Origin of the sequence: Limnobaculum allomyrinae, assembly GCF_016649425.1 — a bacterium.
Classification (GTDB): Bacteria; Pseudomonadota; Gammaproteobacteria; order Enterobacterales; family Enterobacteriaceae; genus Limnobaculum; species Limnobaculum allomyrinae.
Genome location: NZ_JADRCR010000002.1, coordinates 316,487 through 335,734 on the forward strand (window position 1 = coordinate 316,487; position 19,248 = coordinate 335,734).

Sequence of the window (19,248 nt, forward strand, 5' to 3'; positions counted from 1 at the left end):
TGATTAAAACAATAATGTTCAAATGGCGTTATTCAGTTATCGGGCTTGGTATTACAGCCTGTTGGCTGGCGCGCTTCATGTTATTAAACAACAGAAAAGTAAACACAATGACCAGACAGGTAGCCCCGAGTCCCATTAACCACATGTTGCGATAGGCTTCCGCAGGAGGCAGGGAGTCTTGCCAGTAACCGACAATCGGGTAGACAAAAACGTCAGGTAAGAAACCAATTACCGAGCAGATGCCGACAGTGGTTCCCATAATATATTTTGGGGTACGAGCTTCACCGATACAGGCAAAGTAGAGACCGCGGGAAGCGTAGCAGGCAAAAGCCAGCAGCAGAATCAGACCAATACCAACAACGACAGAACCCGGGTTTTGATTGGTAAACAGCAGGGCACAGAGGGTGATAACGCTGATTACAGCCAGAAACTGAATGACTCTCGTCGGGGATTTGAAGCGACTGTAAGTGGTCACTAATCCACCTAAAGGGCCGCACATGGCACGGAAAATTTTGTTGATCACAATTCCCATATAGCTGGCGGCCACCAGTGTCATACCATACATTTCAGTCAGATAGTTGGTGGAATAACTAAGAATGGCGTAGATGGTATACACGCCAAAGATAATCATACTGCAATACCAGGTCGTGCTGATTTTCAATACTGACAGGATGTCGCTCAGTTTAAAGGCGGGTTTATCTTTCTTCTCATTGTCACTTTCTGTGCGTGAGGTATAACCGTCGCTGACAAAGAACCAGCACAGGATTCCGAGCAGAATATAAACCCCGCTGTATATCAGAATCACTGATTTCAGACTGTTTGGATCTTCCGGCATAAACAGTGAAAATACCCACATAGTAAATACCGCCAGCAACATGACGCCCACGCCGCGCAAGCCCTCCATCCAACCCATGATTTTTCCCTGCTCTTCATGATTACCAAGCAGTGAAGCGGCTTTGATAGAGACAGACCACAACATCAGGATAGTGGTGATAGCAAAGGCAACCTGAATCAGAATCATCACCCAGAATGGAGGGTAAACCGACATCAGCAAACCAAGTAAACCGGTAGCTATCATGGCAGAGGTCATCATTTTTTTATGGGAGAATTTATCGGCAATAACTCCACTGGGGGCGTACAGAATAATGGCGGCAATACCAAAGGTACTCATGATGAAGCCGATTTCTGTATTGGTAAATCCCATAAATTTTGCCATTGGGATTTGGTAAATATATCTCAGGTAAGCCAAATCAAAACTGACGCCGCCGCTGATACTGATAATCGCCAGCGTTAACCAACGGCGAAAATTATTATTTTGCATGGTGTTATCTCAGTTATGGAACATTGATTTTAGGGCAAAAAAAAAGAGAAAAGTAAGCTCCCCGCGTTGAGCGGGAAGTTACTTTTCTCGTTGTCTCTAGTAACTGCGGTAATTAATAGCATGTGACACTAAAGACTTTCCGTGAGAGTTGTCACAATTCCCATTCTGAGCTAATTATATTAATCTATCTTACTGATATTTTTAGATATAATGAATTCTGGCGTTACTAAGTTTGAGCGATACCACAAATTTATACGAAGAGATCCAGGCAATACGGCGTTATCTGGCGATCGAGTATTATCAGATTGAATTTTGTGAGGATTATCACGGAAAACCCGTCGTCAGATATGTTACTACTTTAAATAGTTACTAGAGATTATGAGAAAAGTAACTTCCCGCTCAACGCGGGGAGCTTACTTTTCTCTTTTTTTTTGCGTTTTAATCAGGAATCGAAGGGGTTACACCATGTCACTGAATGCGTTGGATGAATTTTCTCTGGATTTTTTCTCACTCAAAGGCAAAACGGCGATCGTTACCGGCGGCAACAGCGGTCTGGGTCAGGCGTTTGCCATGGCGCTGGCTAAAGCGGGCGCCAATCTGTTTATTCCCAGCTTCATCATGGACAAGGGCGAAACCCGTGAAATGATTGAGAAGCAGGGGGTGAAGGTTGAGTTTATGCAGGTGGATATCACCGAAAAAGGCGCGCCGGCTAAAGTGATTGCTCAATGTCTGGAGCACTTTGGCTCAGTGGATATCGTCGTAAATAACGCCGGTATCTGTAAGTTGAATAAAGTGCTGGATTTTGGTCGTGCGGACTGGGATCCAATGATAGATATCAACCTGACTGCCGCATTTGAACTCAGCTATGAAGCGGCGAAAGTGATGATTCCTCAGCGCCACGGCAAGATTATCAATATCTGTTCGCTGTTCTCCTATCTGGGTGGGCAGTGGTCACCCGCTTATTCCGCAACCAAACATGCGCTGGCAGGTTTCACCAAGGCTTATTGTGATGAATTAGGCCAGTACAACATTCAGGTTAACGGTATTGCTCCGGGCTATTACGCCACCGATATCACCACTGAAACCCGTAAAAACCCTGAAACTAACAAACGCGTTCTTGACCATATTCCGGCAAATCGCTGGGGTGAAACGCAGGATCTGATGGGTGCCATGGTCTATTTAGCCAGCCGCGCTTCTGACTATGTTAATGGCCATCTGCTGGTGGTTGATGGTGGCTATCTGGTGCGTTAATTCAACATTTTGATATTTAAGTTATTTGTTCTCCACCGCCATGGCATAAGACATGCCATAAAAATGTACTGAAAGCAGGAAGGATTAATCATGTCGCTGACAAGAGAAGCTATTGTTGAGAAGCTAAAACAGATCGTAGGCTCCGAACGAGTCATTACCGATGAAAAGGTGCTGCAGAAAAACAGTATTGACCGTTTCAGAAAATATGCCGATATCCACGGTATCTTCACGTTACCGCTACCGGCTGCGGTAGTGAAATTAGCCAATACTCAGCAGGTTTCAGAGGTGCTGGCATTCCTGAATGAAAACCATATCAACTGCGTACCGCGTACCGGTTCTTCTGCCACTGAAGGCGGCCTGGAAACTGTTGTAGAGAACTCCGTGGTTCTGGATGGTTCCGAGCTAAATCAGGTTATCAATATTGATATTGAGAACATGCAGGCTACTGCCCAGTGCGGTGTTGCGCTGGAAGTGTTAGAGAATAAACTGCGAGCCAAAGGATATACCACCGGACACTCACCGCAGTCTAAACCATTAGCGCAAATGGGGGGATTAGTGGCAACCCGCAGTATCGGTCAGTTCTCAACGTTGTACGGTGCTATTGAAGATATGGTGGTTGGCCTTGAGGCGGTATTCCCTGACGGTACCGTTACCCGAATTAAAAACGTACCGCGTCGTGCCGCCGGGCCGGACATTCGCCATGTGATTATTGGTAACGAAGGTGCGTTGTGTTATATCACTGAAGTTACAGTAAAAATCTTCAAATATATGCCGGAAAACAATCTGTTCTATGGCTATATTCTGGACAATATGAAGACCGGCTTTGATATTCTGCGTGAAGTAATGGTTGAGGGATATCGTCCGTCTATTGCTCGTTTGTACGATGCGGAAGATGGTTCTCAGCACTTTACCCATTTTGCCGACGGTAAGTGTGTACTGATCTTTATGGCGGAAGGTGCCAAAGAGATTGCCCGCGCTACGGGTAACGGGATCGAAGCCATTGTAGCCCGCCATTCTGGCTGCCAGCGGGTAGACAGTAAACTGATTGAAACCTGGTTTAATAACCTTAACTGGGGGCCGGATAAAGTCGCCGCTGAGCGGGTACAGATCATGAAGACCAAAAACATGGGCTTCACTACAGAAGTCTCCGGAGACTGGCGTTCAATCAATAAAATTTATGAAAATGTGATTCACCGCATCCGTAATGAATTCCCACATGCGGACGATATCACTATGCTTGGCGGTCACTCTTCTCACAGTTATATCAATGGCACCAATATGTACTTTGTGTATGACTACAACGTGGTGGATTGCTCACCGCAAGAGGAGATTGATAAATACCATAACCCATTGAATAAAATCATTGTGGAGGAAACCATTAAGCTGGGAGGCTCAATGGTGCACCATCACGGTATTGGTAAGCATCGTGTGCACTGGACCAAAGATGAACACGGTTCGGCTTACTACATACTGAAAGCGTTGAAAGAGGTGTATGACCCGAACGGTATTATGAATATCGGTACCATCTATCCAATTGAAAGTTAATGCGTCTCTGACCGGGGCCGTCTGTTATGGACGGCCCGGTTTTTGTATAAGGACTGCGAATGGTCGTTACTGCTGAATGAGAACAACTATGTTAATAGCCAACAGAACAATAGCGACACCTCCTAACCCTTCTCCCGTCCGCATGGATGATATTCCCTTAAACCGTTTTCATATTAAAATTGCAGGCCTGACCTTTGGCGCACATTTAACCGATGGTTATGTGCTGGGTGTCATTGGTTTTGCTCTGACGCAAATTAGTCCTCAAATGGGGCTGTCTCCCTTCTGGCAAGGAATGATAGGCAGCTCTGCATTGTTTGGTCTGTTTCTCGGTAGTCTGATCCTCGGATGGATCTCCGACCATATTGGACGCCAGAAGATATTCACCTTCAGCTTTGTGATTATTACTCTGGCATCATTTTTACAGTTTTTTGCCTCTTCTCCCGAACAGCTATTTTGGCTACGGGTACTGGTAGGCGTTGGCCTGGGGGGGGATTACTCCGTAGGCCATACCATGCTGGCGGAATTCTCCCCGCGCAAACATCGCGGTTTATTGCTTGGTTCCTTCAGCGTTATCTGGACGGTGGGCTATGTCTCCGCCAGCTTTATGGGGCACTGGATGGTGGATTCCGGGCCGGATGCCTGGCGTTGGTTACTGGCATCGGCATCCATACCGGCGCTGTGTATTATGATTTTACGCTGGGGCACGCCGGAATCTCCGCGTTGGCTGATGCGCAAAGGCCGCATCGATGAAGCGCATGAAATCGTAAAACGCTGCTTTGGCCCAAACGTCGTGTTAAACGATGAAATTCCGGTCGAAACTGCCCGCCATCTGCGTACCTTGTTCTCCCCTCGCTACTGGCGTAGAACCGCATTTAACAGTCTGTTTTTCGTCTGCCTGGTGATCCCGTATTTTGCTATTTATACCTATCTGCCTTCAATGTTGCGTGCTCTTGGATTAACCGAAAGCTTCGCCACCGATCTGATGCTAAATGGCTTACTGATCGTAGGAGCGTTATTGGGCATTGGATTTACTCAGTTCTGTTCCCGCCGGGGATTCTTGATTACGGCATTTGTGATCCTGATGCTAAGTCTGATGACGCTGGCATTTGTTCCCTCCTCACAAACCGGCATGATGCTGTTACTGTTCGCTATTTTTACTCTGACCATTTCTGCAGTGAGTAATTTGGTGGGGGTGTTTCCGGCAGAAAGTTTTCCAACGGATATTCGTTCATTAGGGGTGGGTTTTGCCACCTCAATGAGCCGTTTAGGTTCAGCTATCAGCACCGGACTGCTACCTATCGCCATACTGGCACTGGGAATTCAGTACACCATGTTGATTCTAGTGGCGGTATTGCTGATAGGGTTGTGGGTGTCGGTACTTTGGGCTCCGGAAACAAAAAATCTGACGCTGGTGGGGGCATCAACAGTGAAAAAAGTGCCACAACAGGAGAGGAGGGCTGACTGTGAAGATTTTGCTGGGCTTTAAAGCTTCACCTGATTTAAGCATGATGGCAGAAAAGGACTGGCAGGCTGACGATAGTCTGCAAATTGATGTTAGCTTTACCCAAACCATGTTGAACTGCTTTGATGAAAGTGCCGCAGAGCTGATGCTGATGGTGCGCGACAGTGCTGTCTGGCAAGAGGGAGAGCTCAATTTAAGTGCCCTGACTATCGGTGATAGTCGCAGTGAGCACTATCTGAAGCAGATGTATGCATTGGGTTTTCAATCCGCAATCAGAATCGATCCAACTTCATCAATTGACCTGCGTTTTAATCCTCTGGCGATAGCGAAGATTATACAGGCCTATCACCAACAGAGAGAACAGCAATCCCTGATAGTTTTAGGCATGCAGAGCAGCGAAGGCCATAACATGCAAACGGCGATGCTGTTGGCGGAACTATTGAACTGGCCGTGCATCACTCAGGTTTGTGACTTTCGGGTTATTCGAGAGAGCAAACAGGTAATAGTGATTAGACAAACGGAAGATGAGCAACAAAAGCTAACCATTAATACACCAGCGGTATTGGCGGTAGGTAATTCAACTCAGGCCAGCGCGTTGCGGGTGCCTACATTGAAGCAGAAGCTGGCCGGCGCTAAAAATAGTATTCACCGTTATTCACTGGAAGATCTTGGATTGGTTCCACAGGAATTACAGCAGGAAAATGATAAACAGCTAACTAAGCTTACACGTCAGCAAAATCGACGAGGTGGTGTGATTATTACCGGCGGAACGCCGCAGGAGAAAGCCCGGCGGCTGTACCATGACTATCTGCAAGGGAGATTAGGCTGATGAAAATAGCGTTAATTCTTGATGCAGACTCTCCTTCCTTTTTACAACAGGCTCAGGAGATTAATCGGTTCTTACAGCAGAGTCATCTGGCAGCTTCTGAAGTAGCATTATGGCTGTTTCACCGAAACAGTCAGCCTGATGATTTACCACAGTTTGATTGTCTGATTACGCAGATTCAGTGGTTAAAAAGTCCTGAATTGCTACTGGCGGATTCGGTGTTGCTGCTGCTGGAACGGGTTCATCAAATTTATCCGGCAGAATTACTGCTGTTTTCTGGTTGTTCGTTAGGAAATGAACTGGCGACTCGTCTGGCTTTTCGTCTGAATGGTGCTTCCTGTCTGGGGGTGATTAGTGGACAGATGAATGAAAACGGCTGTCAGGTGGAAAAATCTGTGTATGGCAACAATATGTTGGCCACCTTAACGCTACAGGCAACGCCCTATTGTCTGGCTGTGGCTCGTCAGGGCACTGCAGCAGCGCCAACCCAGGATTATCAGAGTATTGAGCAGCAACTGATATTGACCGAGGCTAAAGTGCCAACATGGCTGGCAGAGCATCAGATAAGCATACCGGAACAACAACCGCTGCTTAATCGGGCCGAAAGGGTACTGGCCATCGGGCAGGGAGCTGGAAATAGCCAAAACGTCCAGAGATTGAGTGATATTGCGCAGGCGTTAGGTGCTCAGCTAGGGGTTAGTCGTCCGGTGGCGATGAATGCCTGGAGTAGTATGTCAACCATGTTAGGAATGTCCGGTGCATTGGTAGCGCCAGAGGTTTGTATTATTGCTGGTGTATCCGGTGCAGCGGCTTTCTCCGTGGGAGTTCGTCACAGTAAATTTATTGTGGCAATTAATACCGATCCGGATGCGGCCATTTTCTCGCAGGCTGATGTGGGTATTGTTGATGATATGAATGCGGTATTAGACACGCTGGTTATTTGTGTCCAGCAGTCAAATATGCGGAGCATTGTGGATTCATCACCAGATTGAACGGCTATTCCGGATAAGCGTTCATCTCTGATAGCCGTTACAAGATTAGAACTTCAGTTGCCAGACGCCGGTATTCGTGGTGGAAACCGCGCTGGCACCGGCATTTAGCGCATTAGTGGCATCCTCATGATCGCAAACTAACCCGCCGGCAATAATCGGTAAATCGATCTGTTCCGCTACCCATCCCAGTACTTTAGGCATACAGCCTGGCAAAATCTCTATACAGTCAGGATTGGACTGGGCTACCTGCTTATCAATATTGTGGAATGAGATGGAATCCAGCAGGAATATACGATGAATACCGTAAAATCCCTGAGCTTTCGCTGCCTTAATCATTGATGCTTTAGTACTGATAATGCCGTCAGCGGCGGTTACCAGCTTCAAAAAGTTAATCACGATCTCTTTATTAGAGGTTCCGTCCAACAGGTCGACGTGAATAAAGGCGTACTTATCTGCTTTTTTAATACGCTGAACAATGGTGCCAATATTACAGATATTGCCATACAGAATAGAGATAATCTTACAGTCGGACGCCAGAGCAGTATTCAGACTTTCAGTATCTTTTACCGCAGCAATAACGGGGTGTTGTTTCAATAACTGCAGTATAGACACAGGCAAGATCTCCGCTTGGCTTTTATTATTTTTACTACCGTTCAGGCACGGCAAAAAGTATCGGCGCAGGGTAGCATAACCGTGAACCAGCCTCCCTGCGGTACTTCACATATCCCGTATTAGCCAAACCGAAAGGTTACTCCGTAACCAGCAGCAGGGTAGCGCCAGCGCACTAACGTCTTTTCATTACACAGTAACCGACAGCTGCCACACTCCAGACAACCATGATAATCAAAGCTCAGGCTGCCATCCGAATTGAGCTGATAAAGGCCTGCGGGACAAACGTTAACCAGTTGCTGTAATATTTGTCGCTCCGGGTGATCCGCAGGAATAATATGGGGCTGGTTTTCATCAATGACATAATGATTCTTGCTGAGTTTCACTTCTGTTTTCACAGACTGCGTGCTCCTCTGATTAAATCTTTAAACAGCGTCATCAGCCCAGCCCGGCGGGCATGTTTCCACAAAATGCTGCGCAGCGGTGGTGCAGGATGGCGATTAATTTCAAACAGCTCACGTAAAATATCGCTGGTCATTTGCGGATATTCGGCAAAATAGCGCGGATTTTGTAACAGAGTATCAGGTAACGAGCGATACTGTTTTAACACTGCCCATAGGGTGCTGTTTTCCAGATGGGTTTGGTAAGTCGCCAGCGATGTTGTGCTGAAGTCATCCTTTTGTAGCGCTACTGTCAGGGTATCTGCCACGGCCTGTGCACTGATAACTGCCAGATCCATGCCCCGAACAGTGTGACCCGCGTTCACACTAAATCCGGCGGCATCACCGGCAATCAGGTAGCCTGCACCAAACGGCGGGCTCAGAGCATTGATTCCTCCTTCGGGAATAAGGTGTGCACCATATTCCAACAGTTCAGTCTCTTTCAGCAATGGGCGTAGCAGCGGATGTTGTTTAAAATTTTCCAGCATCTGTGGCAGGGTATTTTTTCCGTTACTTACAACTGACAGATTACAGACTAATCCGAGGGAAAGGGTATCGCGGTTGGTATATAAAAAACCGCCGCCGGCTTTTCCTGTGATAGCTTCACCAGCGAACAGCCAGGCGGTGCCCTGATTATTTTCCAGTGAAAAACGCTCTTCAAGACGAGATTGTGGGAGAGCCAGCACCTCTTTAACGCCAATCCCCATGGCATGGGGTTGCGGTTTTTTAACTAACTGATGTTGCTCTGCCAACAGGGAGTTCGCTCCTTCTGCCAGAACCACTACGCGAGCATCCAGCCGATCTTCACCAATTTGAACGCCGCAAACAGCACCATTTTCCTGAATCAGGGCATCTACCTGAACGCCGGTCAAACATTGAGCCCCTGCATTTTGAGCCTGCTCCATTAACCAGGGATCAAAACGGGCTCGCAGCACGGAATAAGAAGTGGCATCCTGAGTAAATTCAGGGTGACGATAATCCATAGTGACACTGGATTCATGGGTCAGCAGACTCAGTTTTTCCTGAGTGATTTGTCGCTCAACGGGCGCTGATTGAGCAAATCCGGGTAGAATAGTTTCAAGACTGTAGCTATAAAGGCGGCCACCGGAGATATTCTTTCCCCCGGCCTGTTCTGCGCGCTCCAGCAGCAAGACATTTACCCCTGCCCGAGCCAGTAATAACGCACTGGTACAGCCAGCAATCCCACCACCGATAATGATGACATCGAATTTGTCGTCCATTAACGCATCCCGCTAAGCCAAATCAGAACCTGATTATACCATCTGACGATGGTGGTTTATTGATGCAGGCAGGAATTATTCCAGCGAAAACCAGAAAATGTATGGAGATAATAGATTGATAGAATTAGTAATTAGTGTGAATGACACGAAGAAAAATATATTCGGGATGTCTTGATAAAATTAAAAAATAGTCAATCGTCGGGGGAGCTTTACAGGCTAACGCCTGCCCTTCGGGGCAACGCAAGCGTTGTCCGTTGGGATCGACTTGGCGTAAGCCAACGATAAACAGGCGAAAACCTGTTTGAACAGCACTTGTGCTGGCCCGCAAGGTGTTTCATAAGCGCCCCTGGAAAAGGTAGGCCCGACACGCTCCTCAGCTAAGTACAGATGGTCTTCCGGCCGAGCACAAAGATAATATGAACACTTTGCTATTACGGCCGGAATATTCACTGATGCAAATTTTCAGCGGGATATATGCCCGACTAAAACTCAATCGCTATCTTACCCGTCATATGACCTTCTAACTGCTTCGCATGAGCTTGAGTGATAGTCTCTACGCTAAGGCCATGTAATGTCGTGTTCAAGGTACCTTTCAGTTCGCCTTTATCAATCATATTGGCTACCTGCTGCAGAATACGACCCTGTTCCGCCATATCTGGCGTTTGGTACATACTGCGGGTAAACATCAGTTCCCAGTGCAGGGCAACACCTTTAGATCGAATCAGTGACTGCTCCAGCGGCTGGGCACTTTCTACGATTGAACAGATATGACCGAACGGCGCGATAACGTCACTCATGGATTTCCAGTGACCATCGGTATCGTTCAGACAGAAAATATAGTCAACCTGCTTAATATCGTGCTTTAACAGGTTCTCTTGCAGATTGCGGTAATCAACGGTCAGGTCGGCACCACGTTCCAGACACCATTTAGCTGATTCCGGTCGCGAAGCGGTAGCAATGATACGCACTTTGCTACGTAACGCTGCCAATGGAATGGCTAATGAACCCACACCACCGGCACCACCAATAATCAGCAGGGTTTTATCACTGCCAGCATCTTGAATTTTAAGATGTTCAAACAGGCCTTCCCATGCGGTCAGTGCGGTAAGTGGAATAGCGGCGGATTCTACCCAGTTCAGAGATTTCGGCTTATGGCCGACAATACGGGAATCAATTAGTTGATGGGTAGTGTTGCTGCCTGAACGGGTAATATCTCCCGCGTACCAGACTTCATCACCAATGGCGAAACCCGTTGCTTTTGGGACAACCGCGACGACAACGCCAGTAGCATCCCAACCCAGAATACGAGGTTGCTGTAAACCATTTTTCTTCAGGCCGGCGTGAACTTTGGTATCCACCGGATTCATGGCAATCGCTTTAACTTCAACCAGCAGATCAAACTCACCGGGAGCCGCTTCAGGCACAGGGATTTGGATAAATTGTTGCGGATTTGCCGGATCGACAGCGATAGCATATTTGGACATGGGGTAATTCCTTTCAGGATGGTAATTAGCACTCAGTCTAGCTGTACAAGTAAAAAGTGATAAGATGAGTTTTAGCAAACAAACTGTTTATCTAAGGTGAACAATAGTGTTTAAACAATTGCAGGATATGGCGTTATTTACTCTGGTGGTGGAAACCGGCAGTTTTACCGCTGCGGCTAAGCGAGCAGGCCTGCCTAAATCGAGCGTCAGCCAGCGAATCAGTCATCTGGAGCAGGCGTTGGGACTGCGTTTACTGATGAGAACTACCCGACAACTTAGTCTGACTTTTGCCGGAGAGCGCTATCTGGTTCACTGTCAGGAGATGATGCAAGCCTCAGAACGAGCCAGCCAGTCGCTGCAAATGTTGAGGGCATCACCCAGTGGCAGAATAAGGATCACTGCACCAGCAGGGCTGGCGGTAACGTTGTTAGCACCTATCGTGACCGATTTTCAGTTGCGTTATCCTGAGGTGTCGATAGAAGTTTATGTTTCAGATACGGTGACCGACCTGGTGGGAGCGGGATTTGACTTGGGTATCCGCACCGGAAAGCCGCAGGACTCTACACTCATTGGGCGCTTTCTTGGCCTTTATCCCCGTTATTTGCTTGCCTCGCCGCAATATTTATCTCAGACCGAGCCGGTCACGCATCCAAACCAGTTACAACATCATCGTTGTATTACTCACCGCGCCTGGTCGGAGTGTTTATTGCGTAAGGGGGATGAAACCTATCGGTGGCTGCAGACAGCGCATCATGTGACTGACAATTTACTGTATGCCCGTCAGTGTGCGATAGCGGGTGCTGGCATCACATTTTTGCCATCATTTTTGGCAACAGAGGTGGTTAAACAGGGATTATTACAACCGGTGCTGGAAGAGTGGCGTGCGGAAGGAAACGAGCTTTATCTGGTCTATCCTAACCGTACATTAAACATGCCTGCGCTGGAACGCTTTGTTGAAGCAGTGATGACTCACCCTTTGGTCATTGAGTATGCCGCAGGGCCAAAAACCAAACGCTAAACCTGATTTTTCGCTGCTTTTTCTCGTAGTTTGTCGGATTGAATGATTTCAATAGCTGTTGAAGCAGGAGCAAAAGCCCGCATCCAGAGAACTTTAGCAACATCCCTTGCCTGAATTGATTTCCACTTGCCGGGAAATAGTTTAAATATTGGGGCTGCAACCAGCTCATTTGCTCGCGGAGTTGGTCGATCGCCAAGTAGCATTGAGGGACGGGCAATGGTTAAATGAGGCCAGTGTTGATCCATCAAACTCTGTTCCATTTCACCTTTGGTTCGGTTATAGAAGAACCATGATTTAGCATTGGCGCCTATTGCGCTGACCACCAGATAGTGAGTGGCTCCCAACCGCAGAGCGGTTTTACCGCCATGTACCGGTAAAGTTACATCACTAAAGTGAAAAGCCTCACGACTGCCAGCTGTTTTTATCGTGCTGCCAAGGCAACAAAAAGCCATATCAACCGGTTCTGTCAGCCCATCCAATAGTGCCTGTAAATCATCACCTACCGGATTCACCACCGTTGAACTAATACCCGATAACGGACGGCGGCTTGGGGCATAAATGCGGGTAATACGGGAGTCGGACTCCAGCATACCCAATAACTGGTTACCGATGAGCCCACTGGCTCCAAGTATTAAGGCGGTTTTTGACATAGTGGCTCCGGATTCTGGTACAGATGGTTTCCCGGTCGAGCACAATGACAATATATAGCTATTTTGCTCTTACGGTCGGAATATCCAAAAATTCTAATGATAAAGCCCCATTCCGGGGCTTTATCAACAACGCTTACAATAAGAATAGACCAGAACTACTTGGCAATCTTCTTATACTTAATACGGTGAGGTTCCAGAGCTTCAGCCCCCATCGTGCGTTTCTTCCACTCTTCGTACTCCGTAAAGTTACCTTCGAAGAACTCAACTTTACCTTCATCGCCGTAGTCCAGAATGTGGGTGGCAATACGGTCAAGGAACCAACGGTCATGGGAAATAACCATCGCACAACCAGGGAATTCCAACAGGGCGTTTTCCAGCGCACGCAGGGTTTCAATATCCAGATCGTTGGTCGGTTCATCGAGCAGTAACATATTACCGCCAACCTGTAATAGCTTAGCCAGATGCAAACGACCACGTTCACCACCGGATAGCTCGCCAACGCGCTTGCCCTGATCGGTACCTTTGAAATTGAAGCGGCCTACATAAGCGCGGCTTGGTAATTCAAAGTTACCAATCTTCATGATATCCAGACCACCGGAAACCTCTTCCCATACGGTTTTGCTGTTGTCCATACTATCGCGGAACTGATCTACAGAAGCCAGCTTCACGGTTTCACCTAAGATAATGGTGCCGCTGTCAGGCTGCTCTTGCTGTGAAATCATACGGAACAGGGTGGATTTACCGGCACCGTTAGGGCCGATAATACCGACGATAGCGCCCTTCGGAATAGAGAAAGACAAATCGTCAATCAGCATACGGTCGCCATAGGATTTGGTCAGATTACTGACTTCCAGCACTTTATCACCGATGCGAGGGCCCGGTGGAATAAACAGTTCGCTGGTTTCGTTACGTTTTTGATACTCAACGTTGTTTAGCTCATCAAAGCGGGCAAGACGCGCCTTGCTCTTGGCCTGACGGCCTTTAGGATTCTGACGAACCCACTCCAGCTCTTTTTCAATCGACTTACGACGAGCGGCTTCAGAAGAGGCTTCTTGTTCCAGTCGCTTATCTTTTTGTTCCAGCCATGAAGAGTAGTTACCTTCCCATGGAATACCTTCACCACGGTCAAGTTCAAGGATCCAACCGGCAACGTTATCAAGGAAGTAACGGTCATGGGTAATGGCAACCACAGTACCTTCATAGTCGTGGAGGAAGCGTTCCAGCCAGGCAACAGATTCGGCATCAAGGTGGTTAGTTGGTTCGTCGAGCAGCAGCATATCTGGTTTTTCCAGCAGCAGACGACACAGTGCTACACGGCGACGTTCACCCCCGGACAGGTGCTCCACTTTGGCATCCCAGGGCGGTAAACGCAGAGCATCAGCCGCACGTTCCAACTGATTATCGAGGTTATGGCCGTCGTGAGATTGAATAATTGCTTCCATCTCACCCTGCTGTTTAGCCAGCTTATCAAAATCAGCATCCGGTTCAGCATAAGCAGCATAGATTTCATCTAAACGGGTTAACGCATTCTTCACTTCGCTAACCGCTTCTTCTACCGCTTCGCGCACGGTTTGCTCTGGATTTAGCTTAGGTTCCTGCGGTAAATAGCCAATCTTGATACCCGGCTGTGGACGTGCTTCACCCTCAATGTCGGTATCAATACCCGCCATAATGCGTAATAGAGTTGATTTACCGGCGCCGTTTAAACCCAGTACACCAATCTTGGCGCCGGGAAAGAAACTGAGAGAAATATTTTTCAGAATATGCCTTTTCGGGGGAACAACTTTCCCAACCCGATGCATGGTGTAGACGTATTGTGCCACTGTATTATAAGCCTCTTAATTACTGGGTTTTTTGATTATCCGTAAACGCTATACAACATAATCACCGAGCTATATCCCTTGGTGCCGCGATATCTGTTGGATCAGCCCAGTTGATAACCATCCGCTGGCATAACAGTATTTCAGCAGACAGAGATTAATGATGGCGTAGTTTAGCCCTTTTCATCGCGCTATCCCAGTTATCTGCGCGTAATGTTGCAACAAAGTGAGGTTTGACACGATTTCATCCGAAATCTGGCGATAGATTGAGGATATCTGTTCTGATTTTTCGAAGTTTTCTGGCGTGTTTATAACACATCATTATTTGTTTTCGCGTTATTCCAACGAGTTAGTTAAGTTATTTAATAATAAATAATGTCATTTTTATTATTTTACTCTAACCGGTTGTTTTTAAATATATCAAAGGGTTTTGATTTGATGTGATTAGATATAATACATTGACTTAGATTCGCTTGTTGGCATTATATGTGCATTAATTATCTAACGTTTGCAGTGTCACGTTACAAGGATGTCCCATGAATAAAAAGAAATTGACCCAGGAAAAGAAAATAACTCACGGATTATATAAAGTCGGTGAATCAAATTATTTACTATCCAATGGGCCGGACATGATTAGTGCTCATCTGCGCAAAGGAAAGGTATGGGAGCAGGCTTGTCTTGATATTGCACAGCTATTAATTGAAAGAATTCAAAATCCGGTTTTGGTTGATGTTGGTGCTAATTTAGGTGCATGGTCTGTACCAATGGGGCATCATGTCAAGAAAGTTGGTGGTCGAATTTATTCTTTTGAGCCGCAGCGTCAGGTGTTTTATCAACTGTGTGCTAATTACCTGATTAATGATTTATATAATTGCTATGCAAATAATATGGCGGTTGGTGATTATAACGGTGAAATAGACGTTCCTCAGTTAGATCCTCATCGTTCACATAATCTGGGAGCACTGTCTTTAAATCCGGAAATTCGGATAGAACAGCAATTTGTTATTTCTCCGGAAACGCGTTCTGAGAAAGTACGTATCGCCACTTTAGATAGTCTTAATTTACCCAAAGCTCATTTAATTAAAATAGATGTAGAAGGTCTGGAACTCGAAGTTATTTCCGGGGCAAAAAACTGGCTATCAGAATCGGGTTATCCTCCTATTTTGTTCGAAGTATGGGGGGATTATATGCAGGGTATGATCGCTAAAAGAAATGAGTTGATGAGTCTGGTTGAAGGGCTGGGATACCATGTCGATCTGTTTGGTGAGTTGTGTATTGCCCAGCATCATTCTAATAAACGTTTGGCGCTGACAATCGGTGAAAACCAATTAACTATCCAACGGTTATAAGACCTTTAATCGGCCGCTCAATATAAACCCTCTTCGGAGGGTTTTTTGTTATTTGACCTTTTTTAGGGAATCAAATAGGCAATTTATTGTCTGAGTAAAATTACGCTCTCTGGCAATTTAAAAGAGAGGCTATCGCCAGCAATGGTAAAGTTTCATTGTTCATCATTGATATGATGTTTTTTAATATTATCAATTTTTTCAGAGCGTTGGTTTTTTCAGCGTTAGTTAAGATAACGCTATACTATTATTGGTGTGATGATAGTGGTGTAGATATCGAGAGTGACGCTAAATAAGTTGTCTCTGAAGCAGGCTAATATTTATAGCTTAATGACAGGAAAAGTGAGGATGTTTGTGACGGAAAATTGGCGCAGCTTAATCAAGAAAAGTACATTTATAGCGGGGCTGATGGTAGCCGTAACGGCTCAAAGTGCATGGGCTGATTCTCTCGGCGCCCAACGTGAGCGCTATCAGCAAGTGAAAATGGCGTGGGACAGTAACCAGATGGATGAGGTTGCTCGCCTGATGCCTACGCTAAGTAGCTATCCACTTTATCCTTATCTGGAATATCGCCAACTGACTCAGGATTTAACCGCTTTAAGCGTTAAACAAGCCGGGCAGTTTGTAACGCGTTATCCTACATTGCCGCTTTCACGCAATCTGAAAAATAACTTTATTAATGAACTAGCTCGACGTCAGGACTGGAGCGGTATTGTTAGTTTTACCGCCGAAGCGCCGTCTTCGGTGGCCGCTCGCTGTAATTTCCATTATGCCCAGTGGGCAACCGGTAATCGTCAGCAGGCCTTTGATGAGGCGAAAACTATCTGGCTAACCGGTAAATCATTACCTTCTTCCTGTGACAAATTGTTTGGCGAGTGGCGTAATGCTGGTCATCAAACGGCATTAGTTACGCTGGAACGTATTCGTTTAGCCAGTGAAGAAGATAACACATCATTAGTGAACGCACTGATTTCACAGCTACCAGCCAGTTATAAAAGCATTGGCGATGGCCTAAGCCGGTTACAAAAAGATCCGTTAAGTGTTGATGCTTTTGCTCGTGAGTTTTCACCAACAGATTTTACCCGCGAAGAGACGCGTTTAGCCTTTGCTAAAGCGGCTCGTAAAGATGTGGAAAGGGCTCGGGCGATGTTACCTCAAATCGCCAGCGCGCAAAAAATGAGCCAGCAGGACAAGCAGGCACTGGAAAGCAGCATTGCTATTCGTCTGATGAATAATAATGTTACCAGCGAACAGGCCAGTTGGCGTGATGCCGCAGTAGCACGTAGTACGGACGGTGACTTAATTGAACGCCGTATTCGTTTGGCATTGAGTAATGGTGACCAAAATGGCGTGGCACAGTGGATTACTCGCTTGCCCGCTGAGTATGCGGCAAAAGATGAATGGCGTTACTGGCTTGCTGATAGTTTGATTAGTAAAGGTAAGAAGAGTGAAGGTCAGACAATTCTGCGTGATTTGATGAGCAATCGCGGTTTCTATCCGATGGTTGCAGCCCAACGTTTGAATGTACATTATCCGGTCAGGGTTGAAAATGCGGTAAAACCAACCCAGTCGTTGATCCAACGTGCTGAAGTCAATCGGGTGCGTGAGTTGATGTACTGGAATCAGGATAATCTGGCCCGCTCTGAATGGCGTAATCTGGTGGAGAGTTTGCCAAAACAGCAGCAGGAAGCTTTAGCTCGATACGCTTTTGAGCAGGGCTGGGCGGATCTCAGCGTTCAGGCAACCATTGTGGCTAAGTTATGGGATCATATTGAGGAGCGCTTCCCGCTGGCTTATCCAACCATGTTTAAAACCTCAACCAATGACAAGGATATTACGGTTTCTTTTGCTATGGCGATAGCCCGCCAGGAAAGTGCCTGGAATCCACAGGCTCAGTCACCAGTTGGGGCTCGTGGCTTAATGCAGCTCATGCCAGCAACAGCGAAACAAACCGCACAGCGTAATAGTGCCATTAGCTATAACAATGTCAGCCAACTGCTCGATCCTGAAACCAATATCCAGCTGGGAACCACCTATCTGGAGCATACCTATCAGATGTTCGGTAAAAACCGTATTCTGGCTGCAGCGGCATACAATGCGGGGCCAAGTCGGGTTAATAGTTGGCTAAATAATAGTGCAGGGCGTTTGGATGCGGTGGCGTTTGTGGAAAGTATTCCATTTAACGAAACTCGTGGTTATGTGAAAAACGTATTGGCTTACGATTTGTTCTACCGCAGCTTTATGAGTCAGCCAACGGTAGTCATGACCGACACTGAGTGGAAACGTAGCTACTGATAAGACGTTTATCTCTGCATTTTTCTCCGGCTTATGCTATTGTACTAGCCAGATAGTTCATTAGCCGGAGAAAGCCCCATGTCAGCATCTAATCAACAGCAGGAGTGGCAAGATTTCGTCACTCTGTTACACAAATCTTTTGCCGATGAATATCAGCTTGACCTGCTACAGCTATTAATGACGCCAGATGAGAGAGAGGCATTAGGTACTCGTGTAAGGATCATTCAGGAACTGATGCGTGGTGAAATGAGTCAGAGAGAGCTGAAGAGCGAACTGGGTGCCGGTATTGCAACCATTACCCGAGGTTCAAACAGTTTAAAAATGGCCAGACCTGAATTCAGAATCTGGCTGGAAGAGACATTGCTTAAAGATTCCGATAAATAAACTGATTTTTGATTTGGTTTATTTATCATATACCTGATAAATATCGTTATGGAAGGGTACAAAAGCCAGCAAAAGTGCTTGTTGATAAACACTGGTTCGGGAAAGTCTACCTTCAGTAAACAGACCAATTGCTCCACCCTGTTGCTTAATATTGCTGATTCCGGTTAGTTGAGCCATTTCATCACCCAGCTCTTTACCTTCATACAGGCTTTTCAGGATCACTGGAGGTAAAGTCAGACTGGCTGAACGAGCTTCACCACGACACTGATTATTTTCAATGACAATCCAGGCAAATGTCATATCATCATCAATTCCAGCTTCAATACCGATCCAGAAGTCAGCTTCCGGTCTGACCTGACGTGCGGACATGACTCGATGTCGGGCACCGGTACGGGTTTCTTTATCACCCATTGGCTGGTTAGGAACTCCGCTGTTGACTTCAACGCTCTCGATTCGACAGCTGTCAGGGCCAAACAATTCGGTAAACGCCTGACTAATGGCGTTGATCTTGGCGGGATTAGTAGTTGCAGCAATTACGTGATACATAGAATTAAATCAAGGCAG

At 46.6% G+C, this 19,248-nt stretch carries 17 protein-coding genes; 9 read left to right on the forward strand and 8 right to left on the reverse strand.

Features of this window, described 5'->3' with window-relative positions; all coding sequences use genetic code 11:
- Nucleotides 1-28: 28 nt before the first annotated feature.
- On the reverse strand, nt 29-1,321 hold the full coding sequence (locus I2494_RS05660; protein ID WP_218466133.1) for an MFS transporter: 1,293 nt from the start codon (nt 1,319-1,321) through the stop codon (nt 29-31).
- Between the two features lie 465 nt (nt 1,322-1,786).
- Between I2494_RS05660 and I2494_RS05665 the strand changes: the two genes are divergently transcribed.
- The 5 genes from I2494_RS05665 (at nt 1,787) to I2494_RS05685 (ending at nt 7,397) form a co-directional block, all read left to right on the forward strand.
- Nucleotides 1,787-2,572, forward strand: a complete 786-nt coding sequence (locus I2494_RS05665) for an SDR family oxidoreductase (protein WP_218466134.1) — start codon at nt 1,787-1,789, stop codon at nt 2,570-2,572.
- Nucleotides 2,573-2,662: 90 nt separating this feature from the next.
- The gene (locus I2494_RS05670) at nt 2,663-4,117 is read left to right on the forward strand and encodes an FAD-binding oxidoreductase (protein WP_218466135.1); all 1,455 of its coding nucleotides are present in this window, start codon (nt 2,663-2,665) and stop codon (nt 4,115-4,117) included.
- Between the two features lie 109 nt (nt 4,118-4,226).
- Nucleotides 4,227-5,603 carry an MFS transporter gene (locus I2494_RS05675; protein WP_407657878.1) on the forward strand — a complete coding sequence of 459 codons (1,377 nt, stop codon included), beginning with the start codon at nt 4,227-4,229 and terminating at the stop codon, nt 5,601-5,603.
- Nucleotides 5,581-6,408, forward strand: coding sequence for an electron transfer flavoprotein subunit beta/FixA family protein (locus I2494_RS05680; protein ID WP_218466136.1), 828 nt, complete (start codon nt 5,581-5,583; stop codon nt 6,406-6,408). Before I2494_RS05675 ends, I2494_RS05680 begins: the two co-directional genes overlap by 23 nt.
- Entirely contained in the window at nt 6,408-7,397 is a 990-nt protein-coding gene (locus I2494_RS05685) for an electron transfer flavoprotein subunit alpha/FixB family protein (RefSeq protein WP_218466137.1), read from the forward strand. Before I2494_RS05680 ends, I2494_RS05685 begins: the two co-directional genes overlap by 1 nt.
- Nucleotides 7,398-7,442: 45 nt before the next feature.
- Here I2494_RS05685 and I2494_RS05690 read toward each other — a convergent pair whose 3' ends face one another.
- The 4 genes from I2494_RS05690 to I2494_RS05705 form a co-directional block, all read right to left on the reverse strand.
- Nucleotides 7,443-8,009 carry a glycerol-3-phosphate responsive antiterminator gene (locus I2494_RS05690; RefSeq protein ID WP_130592410.1) on the reverse strand — a complete coding sequence of 189 codons (567 nt, stop codon included), beginning with the start codon at nt 8,007-8,009 and terminating at the stop codon, nt 7,443-7,445.
- Nucleotides 8,010-8,128: 119 nt separating this feature from the next.
- Nucleotides 8,129-8,404: a ferredoxin family protein gene (locus I2494_RS05695; protein ID WP_407657865.1), complete on the reverse strand. Its 276-nt coding sequence runs from the start codon at nt 8,402-8,404 to the stop codon at nt 8,129-8,131.
- Nucleotides 8,401-9,687, reverse strand: a complete 1,287-nt coding sequence (locus I2494_RS05700) for an FAD-dependent oxidoreductase (protein ID WP_218466138.1) — start codon at nt 9,685-9,687, stop codon at nt 8,401-8,403. The genes I2494_RS05695 and I2494_RS05700 overlap by 4 nt, the downstream gene beginning before the upstream one ends.
- A gap of 482 nt (nt 9,688-10,169) precedes the next feature.
- Nucleotides 10,170-11,171 carry a zinc-binding alcohol dehydrogenase family protein gene (locus I2494_RS05705; RefSeq protein WP_218466139.1) on the reverse strand — a complete coding sequence of 334 codons (1,002 nt, stop codon included), beginning with the start codon at nt 11,169-11,171 and terminating at the stop codon, nt 10,170-10,172.
- A 103-nt stretch (nt 11,172-11,274) separates the two neighbouring features.
- On the opposite strand from I2494_RS05705, the gene I2494_RS05710 reads away from it, so the two are divergent.
- A complete protein-coding gene (locus I2494_RS05710; RefSeq protein WP_218466489.1) occupies nt 11,275-12,189 on the forward strand; it encodes a LysR family transcriptional regulator in 915 nt (304 codons plus the stop codon).
- Here I2494_RS05710 and I2494_RS05715 read toward each other — a convergent pair.
- Both I2494_RS05715 and ettA read right to left on the reverse strand, forming a co-directional pair.
- Nucleotides 12,186-12,839 (reverse strand): Rossmann-fold NAD(P)-binding domain-containing protein, encoded by a 654-nt coding sequence (locus I2494_RS05715; protein ID WP_218466140.1) that lies wholly within the window; start codon nt 12,837-12,839, stop codon nt 12,186-12,188. The two genes, I2494_RS05710 and I2494_RS05715, sit on opposite strands and share 4 nt — an antisense overlap.
- A gap of 155 nt (nt 12,840-12,994) precedes the next feature.
- The gene (gene ettA / locus I2494_RS05720) at nt 12,995-14,662 is read right to left on the reverse strand and encodes an energy-dependent translational throttle protein EttA (RefSeq protein ID WP_218466141.1); all 1,668 of its coding nucleotides are present in this window, start codon (nt 14,660-14,662) and stop codon (nt 12,995-12,997) included.
- Nucleotides 14,663-15,195: 533 nt separating this feature from the next.
- Between ettA and I2494_RS05725 the strand changes: the two genes are divergently transcribed.
- The 3 genes from I2494_RS05725 to trpR all read left to right on the forward strand — a co-directional run bounded on the left by I2494_RS05725 (nt 15,196) and on the right by trpR (nt 18,684).
- A complete protein-coding gene (locus I2494_RS05725) occupies nt 15,196-16,008 on the forward strand; it encodes an FkbM family methyltransferase (protein WP_218466142.1) in 813 nt (270 codons plus the stop codon).
- Nucleotides 16,009-16,383: 375 nt separating this feature from the next.
- Nucleotides 16,384-18,300 carry a murein transglycosylase gene (sltY, locus tag I2494_RS05730; protein ID WP_228350875.1) on the forward strand — a complete coding sequence of 639 codons (1,917 nt, stop codon included), beginning with the start codon at nt 16,384-16,386 and terminating at the stop codon, nt 18,298-18,300.
- A gap of 78 nt (nt 18,301-18,378) precedes the next feature.
- Nucleotides 18,379-18,684 (forward strand): trp operon repressor, encoded by a 306-nt coding sequence (gene trpR / locus I2494_RS05735; RefSeq protein ID WP_218466144.1) that lies wholly within the window; start codon nt 18,379-18,381, stop codon nt 18,682-18,684.
- A gap of 18 nt (nt 18,685-18,702) precedes the next feature.
- Here the strand turns inward: trpR and yjjX are convergent, their stop codons facing one another.
- Nucleotides 18,703-19,230, reverse strand: a complete 528-nt coding sequence (gene yjjX, locus I2494_RS05740; RefSeq protein WP_218466145.1) for an inosine/xanthosine triphosphatase — start codon at nt 19,228-19,230, stop codon at nt 18,703-18,705.
- Nucleotides 19,231-19,248: the final 18 nt, after the last annotated feature.